The 18,318-nt window shown below is 70.7% G+C and carries 14 protein-coding genes and 1 tRNA gene; 5 read left to right on the forward strand and 10 right to left on the reverse strand.

Annotated elements, in window-relative coordinates; translation table 11 throughout:
* The first annotated feature begins 80 nt into the window (after positions 1-80).
* Positions 81-1,415, forward strand: a complete 1,335-nt coding sequence (locus QT196_RS21675; protein WP_248001253.1) for an LCP family protein — start codon at positions 81-83, stop codon at positions 1,413-1,415.
* 130 nt (positions 1,416-1,545) lie between these two features.
* Here the strand turns inward: QT196_RS21675 and QT196_RS21680 are convergent, their stop codons facing one another.
* Positions 1,546-2,091 (reverse strand): hypothetical protein, encoded by a 546-nt coding sequence (locus QT196_RS21680; RefSeq protein WP_168480636.1) that lies wholly within the window; start codon positions 2,089-2,091, stop codon positions 1,546-1,548.
* Between the two features lie 121 nt (positions 2,092-2,212).
* Complete coding sequence (locus QT196_RS21685; RefSeq protein WP_168480637.1) at positions 2,213-2,662, reverse strand: DoxX family protein; 450 nt, start codon at positions 2,660-2,662, stop codon at positions 2,213-2,215.
* 189 nt (positions 2,663-2,851) lie between these two features.
* Here QT196_RS21685 and QT196_RS21690 point away from each other — a divergent pair, with 189 nt between their 5' ends.
* Positions 2,852-4,069 (forward strand): amidohydrolase family protein, encoded by a 1,218-nt coding sequence (locus QT196_RS21690; protein WP_266738150.1) that lies wholly within the window; start codon positions 2,852-2,854, stop codon positions 4,067-4,069.
* A gap of 128 nt (positions 4,070-4,197) precedes the next feature.
* Here the strand turns inward: QT196_RS21690 and QT196_RS21695 are convergent, their stop codons facing one another.
* A complete protein-coding gene (locus tag QT196_RS21695; protein ID WP_168480638.1) occupies positions 4,198-4,728 on the reverse strand; it encodes a hypothetical protein in 531 nt (176 codons plus the stop codon).
* Between the two features lie 245 nt (positions 4,729-4,973).
* Between QT196_RS21695 and QT196_RS21700 the strand changes: the two genes are divergently transcribed.
* Positions 4,974-5,909 carry an FkbM family methyltransferase gene (locus QT196_RS21700; RefSeq protein ID WP_290355469.1) on the forward strand — a complete coding sequence of 312 codons (936 nt, stop codon included), beginning with the start codon at positions 4,974-4,976 and terminating at the stop codon, positions 5,907-5,909.
* 8 nt (positions 5,910-5,917) lie between these two features.
* On the opposite strand, the gene QT196_RS21705 is transcribed toward QT196_RS21700, so the two are convergent.
* The 6 genes from QT196_RS21705 to QT196_RS21730 all read right to left on the reverse strand — a co-directional run bounded on the left by QT196_RS21705 (position 5,918) and on the right by QT196_RS21730 (position 14,688).
* Positions 5,918-6,676, reverse strand: a complete 759-nt coding sequence (locus tag QT196_RS21705) for a glycosyltransferase (protein ID WP_168480639.1) — start codon at positions 6,674-6,676, stop codon at positions 5,918-5,920.
* A 5-nt stretch (positions 6,677-6,681) separates the two neighbouring features.
* On the reverse strand, positions 6,682-7,470 hold the full coding sequence (locus tag QT196_RS21710) for a GntR family transcriptional regulator (protein WP_168480640.1): 789 nt from the start codon (positions 7,468-7,470) through the stop codon (positions 6,682-6,684).
* 589 nt (positions 7,471-8,059) lie between these two features.
* On the reverse strand, positions 8,060-12,076 hold the full coding sequence (locus QT196_RS21715; protein ID WP_290355470.1) for a hypothetical protein: 4,017 nt from the start codon (positions 12,074-12,076) through the stop codon (positions 8,060-8,062).
* 717 nt (positions 12,077-12,793) lie between these two features.
* A tRNA-Pro gene (locus tag QT196_RS21720) sits at positions 12,794-12,867 on the reverse strand.
* Between the two features lie 12 nt (positions 12,868-12,879).
* Positions 12,880-13,608: a Pr6Pr family membrane protein gene (locus tag QT196_RS21725; RefSeq protein WP_168480642.1), complete on the reverse strand. Its 729-nt coding sequence runs from the start codon at positions 13,606-13,608 to the stop codon at positions 12,880-12,882.
* Positions 13,609-13,761: 153 nt separating this feature from the next.
* Complete coding sequence (locus QT196_RS21730; RefSeq protein WP_190143704.1) at positions 13,762-14,688, reverse strand: metallophosphoesterase; 927 nt, start codon at positions 14,686-14,688, stop codon at positions 13,762-13,764.
* 126 nt (positions 14,689-14,814) lie between these two features.
* Here QT196_RS21730 and QT196_RS21735 point away from each other — a divergent pair, with 126 nt between their 5' ends.
* Positions 14,815-15,279, forward strand: a complete 465-nt coding sequence (locus QT196_RS21735; protein WP_168480644.1) for a GatB/YqeY domain-containing protein — start codon at positions 14,815-14,817, stop codon at positions 15,277-15,279.
* A gap of 89 nt (positions 15,280-15,368) precedes the next feature.
* On the opposite strand, the gene QT196_RS21740 is transcribed toward QT196_RS21735, so the two are convergent.
* Positions 15,369-17,558 carry a transglycosylase domain-containing protein gene (locus QT196_RS21740; protein ID WP_168480645.1) on the reverse strand — a complete coding sequence of 730 codons (2,190 nt, stop codon included), beginning with the start codon at positions 17,556-17,558 and terminating at the stop codon, positions 15,369-15,371.
* A gap of 383 nt (positions 17,559-17,941) precedes the next feature.
* Here QT196_RS21740 and QT196_RS21745 point away from each other — a divergent pair, with 383 nt between their 5' ends.
* Positions 17,942-18,283 carry a WhiB family transcriptional regulator gene (locus QT196_RS21745; protein WP_042150566.1) on the forward strand — a complete coding sequence of 114 codons (342 nt, stop codon included), beginning with the start codon at positions 17,942-17,944 and terminating at the stop codon, positions 18,281-18,283.
* Positions 18,284-18,318: the final 35 nt, after the last annotated feature.

Consider the following 18,318-nt stretch of genomic DNA (forward strand, 5'->3'; position numbering starts at 1 on the left):
CGTACCCGGGTGAGTACGCGTCTCAGGCGCAGTCAGGCGCATACGCGCCTCAGGCGTACCCGGCTGAATACGCGCCTCAGGTGCACCCGGCACGGCCACCCAACCCCTACGACGGGTACGACACCGGCCCGCAGACCCTGGTGCCACCACCCCGCTTAAACGGTCACGTCGGCGATGGTTACCTCGACAACGGTTACCTCAGCGACGGTCAGCTCAGCGATGGGTACCTCAGCAACGGGCACCTCAGCAACGGCCACGTCAGCAACGGTTACCTCACCAACGGCCACGTCACCAACGGCCACCTCAGCGACGGCCACCCCGACGACGGTCACCCCGACAACGGACGCCCCGTTGCCCGCACCGGCGGTACGGGCCCGGGCGGCGGCACCACCGTCCGGGGCCGGCGCGCCGCGGAGCCGCCCAGCCGGCGCCGCCGGATCACCCGGGCGCTGATCGTCCTGTCCACCGTGCTGGCCCTCGGCTCCGTGGGCACCTACGTCTGGGCCGACACCGAGCTCCACCGCGAGGTCGATCTCGGCAAGATCGCGGACCGCCCGGCGCAGGGCCAGGGAACCAACTACCTGATCGTGGGCTCCGACAGCCGGGTGGGCCTCTCCGAACGCGCCAGGAAGGACCTGCACACCGGCGGTTCGGCCGACGCGGGCCGGCGCACCGACTCGATGATCCTGCTGCACACCGGCGCCCACGGCACGACCATGGTGAGCCTGCCGCGTGACTCGTGGGTGACCATCCCGGCGCACATCCGCCCCGAGACCGGCAAGCACTACCGCGCGACGAAGAACAAGCTCAACGCGGCGTTCTCGTTCGGCGGCCCCGACCTGCTGGTCCGGACCATCGAGGCCAACACAGGCGTGCACGTCGACCACTACACGGAGATCGGCTTCGCCGGCTTCGTCGGCATCGTGAACGCGGTCGGCGGCGTCCCGATGTGCCTGGACCGGGACATCAAGGACGAGAAGTCGGGCGCGAACCTGAAGAAGGGCTGCCACACGCTCGACGGCCGTACGGCGCTCGCCTTCGTCCGCCAGCGCCACCAGGAGGCCCAGGGCGATCTGGGCCGCAGTCAGAACCAGCAGAAGTTCCTGGCCGCCCTCGCCCACAAGGCCGCCACCCCGGGCGTCCTGCTCGACCCCGGCACGGTCTACCCGACGATGAGCGCGGGCCTCGGCACCCTCATCGTCGACAAGGACACCGGCCTGCCGAACCTCACCTCGCTCTTCAAGGCGATGAAGGCGGTCACCGATGGTGACGGCAAGAGGCTCAACGTCCCCGTCTCGAACCTCGCCCTGCAAACCCCTAAGGGCAGCGCCGTGCAGTGGAACGCCCGCCAGGCGCAACAGCTCTTCACCGAGCTGAACAGCGACCGCCCGGTGACCGTGGGGAAGAAGGGCTGACCGCACCTGACCACCCGGGCGCCCCCACGGCCCGGGTGGGCAGGACGGAACACCGGGCCTACGACGCCCCGGCCCCTGATGCCGCGGCCCCCGGTGCCCGGCCCCTATGCCCGCCCTACGAATCCCCGCTCTACGACCCGCCGCCCGCCTCGCGCTGGGCCGGCGGGAGCAGGAGATCGCGTTCAGGGTGCTTCTCGCCCGTGACGCCACCGTCGACGCCCAGGTCCGAACGGGCCGCCTCATGGAAGTCGTTGATCCCCCGGAACACGGCGCGATGCCGCTCCCGCCACTCCTCCAGGGTGCCGCCGATCCGGCCGTTCGCCTGCCAGTCGACCTTGAGCGCCAGGGCGTTGAGATCGTGCCCCGCCTCGACGACGTCATCTCCGCCGAGCAGCATGATCCGCTCGAAAGCCCGTCCCCGTAACCGGCCCGCCGCCGCCATCTCCACCAGCATGTCCGGCTCGCTCATCTCGCAGGCCCGCAGCCCTTCCCGGTGCTCGAAGAGCTGCACCGCCAGGAAGATGCACGCCCGCACACTGTCGACGTACCCCTCGTACGCCTCCAGCTTCTTGCTGTCCCAGCGCGTCACCAACTCGTGCCTCTTGCGCTGGCGTTCCATCGCGTAGGTGGTCAGATGCGTGGAGACCGACCCCAGCAACACCGCTGCAATCGTCACCCACTGCTCACCGGCATTCATGCGTCCCCCCGGTACACGCACTCCTGAAAAATGCCTGGCGATCATACAAGTGGGGGCGGGTGGCCGGATCGAGGTCGCCCGTGGGTCGCCGAGCCCCCGGCTACAAGAACAACCCCCAAGCCCCATCGAGCGACCAGCTCTGCCAGCTCATGGCGAGGAGGGCGGTGAGGGAGATCAGGACCATCATCAGGTTCTGGCCCTGTTCCGCCCAGTCGTGGATCATCAGGACGAGGTAGATCAGGTTGAGGACGGCGCCGGCGACCAGGGCTATCGGGGTCAGGAAGCCGGCGATCAGGCCGAGGCCGAGGGCCAGTTCCGCGTAGGCGACGACGTAGGCCATCAGGCGGGGGTGGGGCTTCACCAGGCGGTCGAAGCTCTTGCGGATCACGGGCCACCGGTGGTCGGCGGCGATTCCGGCGGCCCAGGTGATGCCGCCGCCGGTGAACCAGGTCTTCTTGTCCTTGTGGCGCCAGCTCTCCAGCCACCACAGGCCGAGGCCGATGCGGAGGACGGCGAACCACTCGGCACCGCTGAGCCAGATCGTTTGCATGCTGCCTCCTCGACTCCTCAACCTGAACTGACGATGCGTCAGTTCAGCGGACGCCGCGCGATACCGCAAGGGGTGGAGTTCCCGGCCTCGCCTTGTCGTCAGAAGGGTGAGCCCATAACCTCCGAACTGATGGGTCGTCAGATATCGGTCCGGCGGCGTGACCATCCGGCAGGCAGTTGGGGGTACAGCGTGATCAGCAACCAGAGCGGCACGGCGGAGCTTCCCAGGGTCATCAGCGTGGATGATCACGTGATCGAGCCCGCGCACCTCTTCAGGACCTGGCTTCCGAAGAAGTACCAGGACAAGGGCCCGAAGCCCTTCACCGCCGGTATCGGTGAGCTGGCGTACGTCGGGGGCAAGTACCGGTTCACGACCGACCCCGAGGGCCAGATCACGGACTGGTGGGAGTACGAGGGGCTGATCTTCCCGTACAAGCGCATCATCGCGGCCGTGGGCTTCTCCCGCGACGAGATGACGCTGGACGGGATCACCCGCGAGCAGATGCGGCGCGGATGCTGGGACCCCAAGGCCCGGCTGGCGGACATGGACCTCAACCATGTCGAGGCGTCGCTCTGCTTTCCGACGTTCCCGCGGTTCTGCGGGCAGACCTTCGCCGAGGCCGAGGACAAGGAGGTCGGGCTGGCCTGTGTGCGGGCGTACAACGACTGGATGGTGGAGGAGTGGTGCGGGGACAGCGGTGGCCGGCTGATTCCGCTGTGCCTCATCCCGTTGTGGGACATCGATCTGGCGGTCGCCGAGATCCGGCGCAATGCCGCGCGCGGGGTGCGGGCGGTGACCTTCAGCGAGATTCCCACGTACCTGGGGCTGCCGTCGATCCACTCCGGCTACTGGGACCCGTTCTTCGCCGCGTGCGAGGAGACGGGCACGGTCGTGAACATGCACATCGGCTCGTCGTCACAGATGCCCGCGGCGTCACCGGACGCACCGCCCGCCGTGCAGGCGTCCCTGAGCTTCAACAACGCCATGGCGTCGATGATGGACTTCCTGTTCAGCGGCGTCCTCGTGAAGTTCCCGCGGCTCAAACTCGCCTACAGCGAGGGCCAGATGGGGTGGATCCCGTACGCCCTGGAGCGCGCCGACGACGTCTGGGAGGAGCACCGGGCGTGGGGCGGGGTGAAGGACCTGATCCCCGAGCCGCCGTCCACGTACTACTACCGGCAGATCTTCTGCTGCTTCTTCCGCGACAAGCACGGAGTCGAGTCGATCGAGACCGTGGGCGTGGACAACGCCACCTTCGAGACCGACTACCCGCATGTCGACTCGACCTGGCCGCATACGAAGCAGGTCGCGGCCGAGCATGTGGCGGGCCTTTCGGATGAGGTGACGTACAAGCTGCTGCGTGGCAATGCCATCCGGATGCTGGATCTGCCCTTCGACCGGGGCTGAGCGGCGGCGCCCCGGAGACCGGCCCGGTCGACCAGGGCTGAGCGGCCGCAACCCGCCCACCGGCCTGTCCGGCACCGGCACCGGCCACCTGGTGGCCGGCGGTGCCGGACAGGCCGTCGCGGTGCGTGCTACCGCCAGCCCGCGGCCCCGGCAGCGGCGACGGCGGCTGCCTCGGCCGTCTCCGCCTCGGCGTTCAGCGCCTCGCTCCTGCCCATGCCGTCCCTCCCCGCGGCCGTACCGGCGGCTTGCGAGGCCCTGAGGGCGGCGTCGTATGCGGCATCGGCGAGTGCGCCGGTGCCGTGGGACTGCGCGATCTGGGCGGCGAGGACGGCGGCAGCGGCGGCGTTCCGGGCCTGCCGGGCGTCGGCCGCGGGGTCCGGGGCTCCCTTGGCCAGCGCGGCGAGCGCGTCGGCGGACAGGCGAAGGGCGTTGGCGGCCTTCGCCGCCGCCTCCGTGGGGACGGCGATCACGGCCGCCGGGTCCGCTTCGACCCCGGCGGCGCGGCAGGCGGCCCTGGTGCGGTCGGCGGCGCTTCGCGCACGCGCGGTGTGCCGCTTTCTGAGCGCTTCTTCGGTGCTCAGGACCGCTGTTCCGGGGCTCAGGGTGGCTCGGTCCGGTAAGGCGCCCTGTTGCGACGCGTCTCCATGGGACTCGCTCATTGCCGTCTCCTTGTCTGTCAGAGCGACAGTGCTGCGTTGACTGGGTGTCCCCTGGCGGGGCCGGGCACCGTGTGTGCCGAGGCCGCGCCGTGGGTGTCGCGCAGGGTGGCACGCCGGGCCGCAACAGACCAGAGCGGTGTCCGATTCCCTCGTACGCGGAGTAGGCGCCGTGGCCGCGGAGATAAGGATTGCAGGGAGGCAGCGGCGCGCCACGGCGCCGAGCGAACCGGCGGAAAGGCGAATGGATGAGCAAGACCCTGAGAGACACCCTGAGGGAGACCCTGATCACCCTCGGGCGCGGATATCTGAGGGACGCCCCCGGATCGCTGGGCAAAGCGGCGCTCGCCACGCGCTGCCTCAATCCGTGGTTACGGCAGCACCCGCGCCGGCGGGTCGTCCGCACCCGATTCGGCGCCGCGATGGCCGTGGACACCCAGGATCTGATCCAGCGCTTTGTCTATATGTTCGGCGTGTGGGAGCCGCATATGACGCAGTGGCTGAAGCGCCGGCTCCGCCCCGGGGATACGTATATCGACGTCGGCGCCAATGTCGGCTACTTCAGTCTGCTCGCCGCACAGCTCGTGGGGGAGAAGGGCCGGGTGGTGGCGATCGAGGCCTCGCCTACCTTTCACGCCAGAATCCTCCGGCATGCCGAACTCAACGACTGCCACCACCTCCGCGCCGTCAACGCCGCTGTCGCCGACGAGCGGAAAACGGTGACCCTCATCCTTGCGAGCTCGAACAACATGGGGGCGGCCAGCATCGTCCCGTACGGGGGCCCCGCTGAGGACATCCGCGAGATCGAGGCACGCCCGCTCCCCGACCTTCTCGATCCGGCCGAGGTCGCGTCCGCCAGGGTGATCAAAATCGATGTGGAGGGCGCCGAGGGCGGCGTGATCCGCGGCCTGGCCCCCCTGCTCGACACCCTCCGGCCGGACGCGGAGATCACCGTGGAGGTGACCCCGGAGCGGATGGCGGCGCTGGGGGAGTCGCCCGAGGAACTGCTCACGACGATGCGGGAGCACGGGTTTCACGTCTACCGCCTCCCCAACAGCTATGACCCGGGGAGCTATCCGGCGGCGATGCGCCGGTCCGGGGGCGTGCCGGTGCGGTGGCGGCACCCGGTGGTCGAGGAGAGCGATCTGATCTTCTCGCGGGTCGACGCGGAAACGCTGCCCTGAGGGGACCCTCAACCCACCCCCGGATACCCCCAGTTCAGCCGCGCCAGCTCCCGTGCCCTGGCCTCCACGACGGCCATACGGGCCGCACGTTCGGCGGTCTCGGTGTGGGACGCCTGGCTGGTCGCCTGGCCGGGCCACTTCCGGTAGTGGAGGCCCACCTCGGAGGAGAACCAGCCGCGGCTCGTGGCGCTGAGGGCGAGCAGCAGGCCGGTGTCCTCCGAGGCCGGCAGTGCCATCCAGCCGCCGAGGGCCAGCACCAGGTCGCGGCGCATGAAGAGCGTCGCCGGGTGGACCTGGGCGCGGAAGCCGTTCGCCTTCCAGTAGGCGAGCACGGCTCCGCGCTCGACCGGCCCGGGCTCGGGGTCGCCGGGGAAGCCGGCGGTGGAGCCGTCGGGCAGCAGATCCAGGACGCGGGACGTCGCCCAGCCGAGGCCGGGGTCGCCTTCGAGGGCGGCCAGGTCACGGGTCAGCGCGCCGGGCGCCAACTGGTCATCGGCGTCCAGGACCTTGAGGTACTCGCCCTCCGCGTGCGCGAGGGCGATGGTGCGGGCGACGCCGGGGCCACCGGCCCGCCCCTGTCGGAACGTCACCCGCTCGTCGTCGGGGACATGAGGGGCGACCGCGTCGCTCGTGCCGTCCTCCTGGATGACCCAGTGCCACTCCCACCCCTCGGGGAGCTCCTGTTGGCAGAGCGACCGGTAGGCGTCCGGCAGGAAGTGTGCCGAGGGCGGATGGACGGCGGTGACGATGATGATGCGCCGGCGCACGGCACTCACCACCTTTCCAGGGGAGTGGTGAACAGCAATTCCGTGCGGTCGCCGGGCAGAACGACGTCAGAGACGTCGACGACCCGGTCGTCGAGGTCGATCGAGGTCTTCCGGAGGGCGAGGACCGAGGTGCCGGGCGGGAGTTCCAGCTCCGCGGCCTCCTCCGGCGTCGGCGGGCGGGCGGTGACACGCTCCTCGACGCGGTCGAGCTCGATGCCGACGCTGTGGAGCTGGCTCTGCGAGCCCCCGGGCCACGGCTCGTTCGCCTCGTCCAGGAGAGCGGGGTTCCGCGCGATCAGATCGTGGACCAGATACGAGGTCACCAGGCTGAAGGGCGCGTTCTCGGCCGCGTAGCGGGTGCGGTAGGTGCGTTCGAGGAGGGCGGTGCCCTCGGGGAGGCCGAAGGCTTCGGCGAGGTCCCGGTGCGCCTCGATCGTGCGGTACGACGCGTGGAAGACCAGGTCGCCGACGGTCAGGCCGGTGTCGTGCTCGGTGGCGCCGGTCTGGGCCCGTTCCGCCAGCGGCTCGCGGGCCCGGCCCTTCTCCCACTGGTGGCGGAGGTTCGAGCGCAGTGCCGGGGTGCGTGGCCGGCGGACGAAGTTGCCGCGGCCGTGCTGCTTCTCGATCAGCCCTTCGTCCCGGAGGGCGCGGAGTGCCTCGCGGATGGTCGGCACGCTGCGCCGGAACCGTTCGGCGAGCTTCGACTCGGCCGGCAGTCTGTCCCCGGGCTTCAGCTCACCCGCACGGATGGCCGCGCGGAGCTCGTCCGCGATCCGCTCGTACGCCACTGCCATGGGTGCTCACCGTTCCGTTCCCTGGCGCCCGGACGGCTCGTCCCCGCCGGACGGCCCCACCTTACGACTCCTCAAGAGGTGTTGACGAGTGTGGAGGCGAGGAGGCGTACGTGCCGCAATGGCGGGCGTCCTCAGAGCACCGGGAAGCACCGGGAAGCACCGCGAAGTCCATCAGCTCCGCTTTCCCCTGCGGGAAATCGGGCGGCCCGAGTGCTCTTTCCTGAGTGGCCGCAACGGTATGTGAAACCGAGACCATTCGCCCGAGAGGCCCCTTGCCCGGAATTCGGGTCTCCGGTCTCTTCCGGTGCGCAAAGCGCCGCGCAATGGGGACAGGGCATGAGGGGACAGGGCATGAAAGGACCCGATCGCTGGCGACGGGGGATGCACCAGCGATCGGGCTGTGGCCAAGAGTAGCAAGGCCGGCCGTGCAGTGGGAGATAACTGCGGAAGTGGAACGCGGAGTTGTGGTTGGAGTCACGTGGCGCGGTCCGCCGGAAGGGGAAACGGAGGGCCGCGGTCGCCGCGCAGCCGGGTGGGGGCGGCCCGTCCGGCGGCCGGGCTCCTGCCGTCCGACAGGGGCCCGGCGCCGTTACTTGTCGCACGGGGGCGCGTACGCGAGATGGGGCAGATACTCGCGCCATTTCTCCGGTGTCAGCACGCCCCGGGTGGTCGAGCAAATGCGGCGAATGGCCTTGTCGGCGTCCAGGTTCCACAGCCGGACGGTTCCCGCCCCGCTCGACACTCCGAGCATCTGGCTTTGCGGACTGAACGACAGGAAATTGCCGGTCTTGGCGTTGGGACTCGTCGATTGTCCGATGGGCGTGGCCCCGGACGGCGGGGTGACGTCCCAGAACCGGACCGTGTTGTCGTTTCCGCCACTCGCCAGGGTGTGGCCGCCCTTGCTGAACGTCAGCGACACCACCGCTTCGGTGTGGCCCATGAGCGGGGAGCCCAGCCGGGTCGCCTTACGGGGATCGGTGGTGTTCCAGAGCCGTACGGTGTCGTCGTCGCTGCCACTGGCCAGCGTGTGGCCGTCCGGGCTGTAGGCGAGCGCGTTGACGGGCCCCAGGTGCCCGGTGAGCGGCTTGCCGGAGAGGACGGCATGACGGGGGTCGGTGGTGTTCCAGAGCCGTACGGTGTCGTCCGCGCTGCCACTCGCCAGCGTGTGCCCGTCCGGGCTGAAGACGAGGGAGTTGACGTACCCCTTGTGCCCGGTGAGCGGCCCGCCGAGCGGACGGACGCGGGACGGGGCGGTGACGTCCCACAGCTGGATGGTGTGGTCCTCGTACGCGCTCGCCATCGTGCGCCCGTCGGGGCTGATGGCCAGCGCGTCGGGGCCCACGAAGCGGGTCCGCAGCCTGGCGGGTTTCCCGTAGCGGACCGGGTGCGCCGGGTCGGTGACGTTCCACAGCTCCACGGCCTGGCTTCCCATCAGCACCGCGAGGGTGCGGCCGTCGGGGAAGAACGCCAGGGAACGCACATCGCCCTTGCCGGGCGCGAACGGCTTGCCCAGCACCACGGGCCGGTGGGGACGCTGCACGTTCCACAGCCGCACCCTCCGGTCGCGGGCACCCGTGGCGAGCACCCGCCCGTCCGGGCGGAACGCTCCGATCCGGCCGACCATGTTGGACGTCGGAATCGACCAGAGACGGACCTTGCTGTCGCCGCTCCCCGTGGCCAGGGTCCGCCCGTCGGGGCTGAAGCCCACCGCGTACATCTCACCGCTGCTGCCCGCGAGGGGCTCGCCGACCTGCGACGGGTACGCCGGATCGCTGACGTTCCACAGGCTCGCCGTGCTGTCCGCGCTGCCGGCGGCGAGCATGTTGCCGTCGGGGCTGAAGGCCACGGACCACAGGGGGCCGGTGTGTCCGGTGAGCGGCGCGCCGAGCGGTGCCGCGTGCCGGGGGGAGGACACGTTCCAGAGCCTGATGGTGTTGTCGTCGCTGCCACTGGCCAGCGTATGGCCGTCCGGGCTGAAGGCCACGGAGTGCACCGTGTCCGTGTGCCCGGTCAGCCCCTTGCCGATCGGCGTCGGGTGACGCCGGTCGGCCACGTCCCACAGCCGGACCATGTTGTCATCGCTGCCGGCTGCCAGCGTCCGCCCGTCGGGGCTGAACGCCACGGAGCGTACGGCGGCGGTGGGGCCGGTCAGCGTACCGAGCGCCTTCGGCCGCCGGGGATCGCGGACGTCCCACAGGCGCACGGTGTGGTCCTCGTCGGCGGCGGCCAGCGTCTGCCCGTCGGGGCTGAAGGCGAGCAGGAAGACCGTGCCGTTGTGACCGGACAACGGCGCCCCGAGCCGGTGCGGATGGGCGGGATCCCGCACGTCCCACAGCCGGACCGTGCCGTCGTCCGCGGCGCTGGCGAGGGTGCGGCCGTCCGGGCTGAAGACCGCGGTGCTCACCCAACTCGTGTGGCCGGTGAGGGGCTTGCCCAGGGGTTTCGGATGCGTCGGGTCCGCCACGTCCCACAGCCGCACGGTCCGGTCGTAGCTGGCGGTGGCCAGGATCCGTCCGTTCGGGCTGAACGAGGTGAGGTAGACGGCGCCGGTGTGGCCCAGCAGCGGTGTGGCCAGCGGCGCGTTCACCATCGAGATCAAGCGGTTGTTCGTGCCCGCGTCGTCGGGCCGCAAGCCGTGGGCCACCAGATCGAGTTGCGCCGACAGGGACGGATCCGTGTACTGGGCGCGGTCGGCCTGGGCGAGCACCTGCTCGAAAACGGTGTCGTCCCGCTGCTGCCGCGCGATCACCGCCGAACCGACCGCCAGCAGCGTCATGACGACCAGCGCCGCCACCGCACCACGGCTCAGCAGGACGGTGCGCTTGCGCAGCCGGACCGAGGCGGCCAGGAACTCCACCGCGCTGCGGGTCAGAAAGGTGTCACCGGCGGAGTCGGCCCAGGTGCGGGCCTGCTCCAGACGGGAGCCCCGGTAGAGCATGGAGGTGTCGCGGTCCGAGTCCTCCCAGGCCCGGCCGTCCTCCTCCAGCCGCTGGCGCAGCAGATTGCCGTTCCGGTCCTCGTCGATCCAGTCGCGCAGGCGCGGCCAGGCGTGCAGCAGCGCCTCATGGGTGATCTCGACCGCCTCCGCGTCGAGGGTCACCAGCCGGGCGTGCACCAGCGCTTCGAGCGATTCCTCCGTCTTGCCCGGGTCCGTCGACTCATCCGCCAGCTGGTGACGCTTTCCCCGCCTGCGAGTGGCCTGGGTGTCCTCGCCCAGCCGGACCAGCCGGAGCAGGAGCAGCCGCGCGGCCGTACGCGCCGTCGGGTCGAGACCGGACCAGGCCCGCTCGGCGGTCGCCGCCACCGCCCCCTGGATCCCGCCCGCCGCGCGGTAACCGGACATCGTCAGCCGTCCCGCCTTCCGCCGCTGCCAGGTGGCGAGCAGGGCGTGCGAGAGGAGCGGCAGCACCCCCGCGTCGTGCGCCCCGCCCGCGCCGTCGGCGCTGACTTCCCGGACGATGAGTTCCGTCAGCCCCGGTTCGAGTTCCAGGCCCACGGCCTTGGCCGGGCCGGTCACCGCCTCGCGCAGCTCCGCGGTGGTCAGCGGCCCCAGCACCATGTGCCGGTGCTGGAGCGCATCGGCCAGTTCGGGATGCCCGAGGCACTGCTCGTAGAAGTCGGCCCGTATGCCGAGGACGACGAGCACGGGGGCGGGTTCGCCCGCATCGGAGGGCGTGCACGCGGCGTGCAGGGTCTGGATGAAGGTGCGGGTGCTCGCCTCGTCGGAGCAGAGGGTGAAGGCCTCCTCGAATTGATCCACGAGCACGACCGGACGGGCGGCGGAGGATGCCGCCTCGCGTTCCGCCCATGCCGCGGCGGCCTCCCGCACCGCCTGCGCGAAATGCGGAGTACCGGGCTCCGTCGCCGCCGAGCCCGCCGCGGCGGAGATGACCCCGGCCAGCTCAGGGATCCGGCGTGCCAGCTCCGCGAGCGGATCACCGCCCGGCACGAACTGGATAACCTCCCGCTTCGGGCCGTTCTCGTCACCCGGTGCGCCGTTCTGCAACGCCGGTACCAAGCCGGCGTTCAGCAGCGAGGACTTTCCCGCCCCCGAGGCGCCCACCAGCATGACCAGGCCGCCGGTCTCCTCCGCCGTGCACAGCTGCGCGACGAGCGCCTCCGTGCTCCGCTCCCGCCCGAAGAACCACCCGGCGTCCTGCTGACGATACGAAGCCAGCCCCCGGTACGGGCACACACCGGGCACCGCCGCGGCGTCGACCGGAGGGCGTTCCTCCTCCTGCCCCGCTCCCGCGGCACGCTCGCCGACCGGCCCGGCGACCGCTCGCTCCCACAGCCGCTGCCACTGCGCCAGGTCGTACAGGCCCGGCGACACCGGCGTGGGCCGCAGCCGTCGCGCCTGCGGAATCAGGATGTGCAGCACCGCGGCGAGCGCGGCGAACTGAGCGGGTACGTTCTTGGCCCGTCGCCAGTCACTGATCCGCTGCACGGACACCCGTACGGGGCGCCCTCGTTCGTCGACCCGCTGGAGCCGGACGACCGCCTCGGCCACCTTCTTGAGCGGAGGGTTGCCGGCTTCCTTGTACAGCAGCGCGAGACGTTCCGCGAAGGCTGTACGTGCCCCTGAGTCGGAACTCAAGGCTTCCACCCCCTACGTCCCCCGCACTTGGACATCCGGACCGGAAAACTCACCTTAGCTGCCTGACCTGTGGAGACACCGTCCGACTGAGACCGGAACCTCCCCGTGGGGACCCCCAGCTGGCAGGATCCCCTCGCAGCGGCACAGCAACCGGGCTCACCCGGACAGCTCACCGGCGCAGCGCTCGCAGACCACTCCAGAGACACGTTGGCGGTCATTCTCCGCCGGAGTCACGAGCCAGTGGTGAGGGTCCTGGCGCGCTCACGCGAGGGAACCGTGGAAACGGTCCCCGCCGGACTGCCGCCGCGTCGACCACGGGTCCGGCCCTTCCTGGATCCGCGCCGGTACGGGGGGCGCGGATCACCGCCGCCCGCGCCGTTCGGCACCGGTCCTCACAGGGGAGGGACCGGTGGCGAACGGCGCGGCGTAGTTCCCGCCGTACGACCCGGAGGGGCCTTCTGCCGACCCGTCCGTGGGGGAGGTGGAGCCCGGGGGCAGTCCGCCGGGGCGACCAGGCAGTGCGGGAACACCGCCACCTGTGGCCCGAATCACATGCGAGATTGCGTCTGCCGGGCAGAGAAAAGCCCTTGAAGGGGCGTCAGCGGGCGGCGCCCGTCCCGTGCGAAGTCAAGAACCCCTCATCGCCCGCTCTCGAGCTGCCCCGGGAAACAACTCAGGCCCGGTCTTCCTTGACGGAAGGCCGGGCCTGACCTGTTGTTCCTTCAGTCGGGGTGGCGGGATTTGAACCCACGACCTCTTCGTCCCGAACGAAGCGCGCTGCCAAGCTGCGCTACACCCCGAAGCAACGAGCTCTACTTTAGCGGACTGATCCCTGTAGGTGAAATCCGGTTCCTGCGGAGCTGGGGAGAGGGCCTGACCTGGTCGATCCCGATGGCGATCAGGGGGAGCAGGAAGACCGCCAAGGCGAGGGTGAGCGCGGTGGGGACGGTGGGCGGCGGGGCACCGGCCGTGGCGGGGGAGACGAGGGTGAACGCGAGGTAGAGGAGCGGGTAGGCCGGCCACTGCCAGGCGCAGGGCAGGCGGAAGCCGCGGGGGGCGGTGAGCAGCAGCCAGTCGGCGAGGGCGGCGAGCGGGGTGAGGCCGTGGAGGAGGAGGTGCGAGAGGGCCTGGGCGGCGGTGGGGGTGCCGGTGCCCGGCAGGGTGAAGGCGGTGCTGTCGGCGGCGGGGAGGGCGTAGTGGACGAGCGCGGGGAGGGCGAGGAAGCAGAGGAGCGCGCCGGTGAGGCGGGGGCTCACGGGGCGGCGGCCGGTCCAGGCGCGATAGGCGGAACCGGCGGAGACCAGCGCCACGGCGAGGTTGGCCTGCACGGTGAAGCGGGTGAGGAGGTGGGCCGGGGCGGGGTCGCCGAGGGCGGCGAGGACCAGGCCCGTCAGGGCGGCCGCGGCGAGGGCGGCGCGGAAGGCGGCCGCCAGGGGGCGGCGGATCGTGGGGGCGACGGCTGCGGCCGGGGTGCGGGCGGCGGCAGCGGCGGGGTCGGTGGCGTGGCGGGTGGACTGCGAGGTCCGGGTGGGGTCGGACATTCCTCCACGTTAGGGGGGATGATCAGCGGGCGGGGAGACCCGATCCGGCAAATCCGCGCGTCGTCCCCGGGTCCCCGCCTCCTAGGGGCCCGGCCTCGGCCCTGAGCCCCCGGGCCGGTTCCCGGCCCCGCCCCTGAGTTCGGCCCTGAGCCGTCAGTCCCGCGCCGTCAGGGTCAGCAGGGTCGCCTCCGGGGGGCAGGCGAAGCGGACCGGGGTGTAGCGGTTGGTGCCGCAGCCGGCGGAGACATGGAGGAACGAGGTGTGACCGGCGGCGGTGTGGGTGGACAGGCCCTTCACACGGTCGGTGTCGATGTCGCAGTTGGTGACGAGGGCGCCGTAGAAGGGGATGCAGAGCTGGCCGCCGTGGGTGTGACCGGCCAGGATCAGCGGATAGCCGTCGGCGGTGAAGGCGTCCAGCGAGCGCAGGTAGGGGGCGTGGACGACGGCCAGCGAGAGATCCGCGCCGGATTCCGGGCCGCCGGCCACCTCGGCGTACCGGTCCCGCTTGATGTGCGGGTCGTCCAGGCCGGTCAGGGCGATCTCGATGCCCTCCAGCTTCAGGCGGCCGCGGGAATTGGACAGGCCGACCCAGCCGGCCGCGTCGAACGCGTCCCGCAGTTCTTCCCACGGGTTGTGGACGACGCCCACCGCGGGTGCGTTGCCGTTGAGGCCGTGCCGGCCCTGGGCCCGCTCGATCAGGTAGCGGGCAGGGTTGCGGAGCTTGGGGCCGTAGTAGTCGTTCGAGCCGAAGACGTAGGCGCCGGGGAACTCCATCAGCGGGCCGAGCGCGTCCAGGGTCTCGGGGACGCCCTCGGTGTCGGAGAGGTTGTCGCCGGTGTTGATGACGAAGTCGGGGCGCAGCCCGGCGAGCGACTGGAGCCAGCGCTGCTTCTTGCGCTGCCCGCTGACCATGTGGATGTCGGAGACCTGGAGGACGCGCAACGGCCGCATTCCGCGGGGCAGTACGGGCACGGTGACGCGCCGGAGGCGGAAGGAGCGGACTTCGAAGCCGGCGGCGTAGGCCAGGCCGGCCGCGCCGACTGCCGTCAGGGTCAGGGGTACTCCGTATCGCGCGCGCATGCGTCCCATCGTCGCAGAGTGCGGGGGGTGGATGCAGCGGCGGAGCGGCGCCGTCGTGCGGCGGGCGTGGCGGGCCGGGAGGAAAAGGCTCGGCGGTTGTCGGTGGGGGGAGGCATACTCAACGGCATGACCACGCTCAAGTCCAAGCTCAAGGACGACCTCACCGTCGCGATCAAGGCGCGCGACGAGCTGCGCTCCTCCACCCTCCGTCTCACGCTGACCGCCGTCCAGAAGGAGGAGGTCGCGGGCACCGAGGCACGGGAGCTGTCCGACAGCGAGGTCGAGAAGATCATCGCGCGGGAGGCGAAGAAGCGCCGGGAGGCCGCGGAAGCCTTCGAGCAGGGCGGCCGGGCCGCGCAGGCCGAGCGGGAGCGCGCCGAGGGCGAGATCCTCGCGGACTATCTCCCCAAGCAGCTGTCCGATGACGAGCTGGAGCAGCTGGTCGCGGCGGCCGTGGCGGAGGCCAAGGGCGCCGGCGCCGAGGGCCCGCGGGCGATGGGCGCCGTCATGAAGATCGTCAATCCTCAGGTGGCGGGCCGCGCCGAGGGCGGCCGGGTGGCCGCCGTGGTGAAGAAGCTGCTGGCCGGCTGAGCGGCCGGACCGGGTCCCGGAAAGACGGCTGAGGGGCGCCCCCGTGGTGGGGCGCCCCTCAGCCGTTGCCGTACGGGCCAATCGGCCGCCTACCAGCCGCCGTTGCCGCCGCCCAGGATGTCGGGGAAGCCCGGGATGCTCCAGCCGCCCGGCTTGTTGTCGCCGCCGTGGCCCCGGCCGGGCTTGTGCTTGCCGTGGCCCTTGTCGTCGCCCTGGGGCCGGTCCTTGGCGGGATCGTCGATCGGGACGGTGGGCAGCCCGGGCGCGGGCCGGCCGTCGAGGGCGCCGCTCATCGCATCGCGCCAGATGGGGCCGGGGGTGTCGGCGCCGTAGACCTTGTCGTGCGGGACCCCGCCGATGGTGATGTCGTACATCTTGCGCTTGTGCATCGGGTCGCCGACCCAGACCGCACCGGCCGCGTTCGGGGTGTAGCCGACGAACCAGGCGGCGTAGCGGCTGTCGCTGGTACCCGTCTTACCGGCGCTGTCACGGCCCTGGAGACCGGCTTCCTTGCCGGTGCCGTCCTCGACCACGCCCTTGAGGAGGGTGTTGATCGTGTCGGCGGTCCTCTTGGACATCGCGCTGCGGCAGCTGGTCTGCGGGACCTTCAGCGCCCGGCCGCGTGCGTCGGTGATCGACTCGATGGCGACGGGGGAGCAGTACTCACCGCCGTTGGCGAACGCGGCGTACCCGGCCGCCATGGTCAGCGGCGACATCTCCTGCACACCGAGCGTCATCGACGGGACCTCCTCCAACGGCTTGCCGTCCGCCCGCTCGATGCCCATCTTCTGGGCCATCTTCACCGCGGGGCAGATGCCCATATCGCTGATCAGCTGCACGAAGTAGGTGTTGACCGACTTCGCGGTCGCCTCCTTCATGGCGTACGGGCCGACCTCTTCCCGGTTCTCGTTCTGCGTCATGGCGCTGCCCTGCCACTCGCCGTCGCAGGTCTGCACCGGGCTCGGGTACGGCATCCGGTACGGCGAGGGGTACTCCTGCTCCGGGTTCGTCCCCTGCTCCAGCGCGGCCGCCGCGATCAGCGGCTTGAAGGTCGACCCGGGCTGGTAGCCGGCACCGCCGCCCATGTCGTGATCGACCGAGAGGTTGATCACGGTCTGGTTCTCGCCGAAGCCGTACGGGCGCGACTGGCCCATGCCGAGGATCTTGCCGGTGCCCGGCTCGACGAGGGTGGCCGCACCGGCGACCGGGTCGTCCTCGTAGACGTGATCCTTCAGCGAGGCCTGGACCGACTTCTGGGACTGCGGATCGAGGGTGGTGCGGATGGTCATCCCGCCCTCGTTCCAGCGTTGCAGACGGGCCTTCCGGCTCTTGCCGAAGTGCTTGTCGGTGAGGAACACCTTGCGGATGTAGTCGCAGAAGAAGCCGGCGCCGTCGGTGGCGGTGATGCAGCCGTTCTTGGGACGGCTGACCGCCAGCTTGATCGGCTTCTTGGCGGCAGCGTCGGCCTGCGCCTGGGTGACGTCCTTCAGATCGGCCATCCGCTGGAGGACGGTGTTGCGCCGCCGGGTGGCCTCCTGCGGGGCGGTGACCGGGTCGTAGCGGGTGGGCGACTGGACGATGCCGGCCAGTAGCGCCGACTCCTCCAGATTCAGGTCCTTGGCGTGCTTGCTGAAGTAGCGCTGGGCGGCCGCCTCGACGCCGTAGGCCTGCTGCCCGAAGAACGTGATGTTGAGGTAGTTCTGAAGGATCTTGCGCTTGCCCAGTTCCTTCTCGACCTGGATCGCGTACTTCAGCTCCCTGACCTTGCGGCCGAGGGTCTGCTGGGTGGCCTGCGCGACCTTGTCCGCGTTGTCGCCGGCCTCCTCGATGAAGACGTTCTTCACATACTGCTGGGTCAGCGTCGAGGCGCCCTCGGAGACGCCGCCCGACTGGGCGTTCTTGTTGACCGCCCGCAGGATGCCCTTCATGTCGATCGCGCCGTGCTCGTAGAAGCGCGCGTCCTCGATCGCGACGATCGCCTGCCGGACGTACGGCGACATGTCCTTGAGGCCGACGACCGTGCGGTCACGGGAGTAGACCTTGGCGATCTCGCCGCCCTTCGCGTCCAGAATCCTGGTCCGCTGACTGAGCGGCGGCGTCTTGAGGTTCGCGGGAATGTCGTCGAAGCCCTCGACCGATCCCTTGGCGGTCAGACCGAGCGCCCCGGCCGCAGGGAGCGCAAGACCGGCGAGTACCGCTCCGGCCAGGACGCTGACACCGAGGAACTTGGCGGCCTGCTGCGTCTTGGACAGACCTCCGCCATCGCGCTTCTTAGGCATGAGGGCAGCCTACGTTCTCCATCCGCCGGACAGGGGCGCACGTGTTCGTTTAGCCTGTCCTCAGCTACCACAGCCGAACGGTTACGCCCGAGTTCGTCAACCCCCACTCCCCGCGGTACGCACCCCCACGTGACCGCAGGCGTCGAAGAAAACCCCGTGTCAGGCCGGTGAACTGTCCCGTCTTGCGCGCAAAGTGACGTATGTCGTCCGGTCACTCCGTTGGGTGATCTGCCGCATACGCATAGTCCGTTCGGGCCATCCAAGATTGGGCCCGAAGGGGGTGTTGCGCCCTGCCTGCTTTCCGTAACGTCCTCAACTGGCAACGGTGAATATGCCGCTTGCCGCCGTGGGGGAGCCTCGATTCGGGAGAGGACGGCGCCAGCATGAGCTGGGTAACCGACTGGAGTGCACAGGCAGCCTGCCGCACTACCGATCCGGATGAACTGTTCGTTCAAGGGGCGGCCCAGAACCGCGCCAAGGCGGTGTGCACCGGGTGTCCGGTGCGCACGGAGTGCCTGGCCGATGCCCTGGACAACCGGGTGGAGTTCGGCGTGTGGGGCGGAATGACCGAACGCGAGCGGAGGGCGCTGCTGCGTCGCCGCCCGACCGTGACGTCATGGCGCCGGCTGCTGGAGACAGCGCGTACGGAATATGAGCACAGCACGGGCATCCTGCCGGTGGACTGTGAGGACGAGGCCTTCGACGAGTTCGCGGCGGTCGGTTAGCCACGGGCACCGGCCGGGAGAAGTCGGCCGAGAAG

Source organism: Streptomyces sp. P9-2B-2 (assembly GCF_030406865.1).
Classification (GTDB): Bacteria; Actinomycetota; Actinomycetes; order Streptomycetales; family Streptomycetaceae; genus Streptomyces; species Streptomyces platensis.

Coding starts and splice junctions, on each gene's coding strand:
- QT196_RS21685 (WP_168480637.1), bottom strand. CDS start 2,662: ATGCAAACGATCTGGCTCAGCGGTGCCGAGTGGTTCGCCGTCCTCCGC.
- QT196_RS21695 (WP_168480638.1), bottom strand. CDS start 4,728: ATGAGCGAGTCCCATGGAGACGCGTCGCAACAGGGCGCCTTACCGGAC.
- QT196_RS21700 (WP_290355469.1), top strand. CDS start 4,974: ATGAGCAAGACCCTGAGAGACACCCTGAGGGAGACCCTGATCACCCTC.
- QT196_RS21710 (WP_168480640.1), bottom strand. CDS start 7,470: ATGGCAGTGGCGTACGAGCGGATCGCGGACGAGCTCCGCGCGGCCATC.
- QT196_RS21725 (WP_168480642.1), bottom strand. CDS start 13,608: ATGTCCGACCCCACCCGGACCTCGCAGTCCACCCGCCACGCCACCGAC.
- QT196_RS21730 (WP_190143704.1), bottom strand. CDS start 14,688: ATGCGCGCGCGATACGGAGTACCCCTGACCCTGACGGCAGTCGGCGCG.
- QT196_RS21735 (WP_168480644.1), top strand. CDS start 14,815: ATGACCACGCTCAAGTCCAAGCTCAAGGACGACCTCACCGTCGCGATC.
- QT196_RS21740 (WP_168480645.1), bottom strand. CDS start 17,558: ATGCCTAAGAAGCGCGATGGCGGAGGTCTGTCCAAGACGCAGCAGGCC.
- QT196_RS21745 (WP_042150566.1), top strand. CDS start 17,942: ATGAGCTGGGTAACCGACTGGAGTGCACAGGCAGCCTGCCGCACTACC.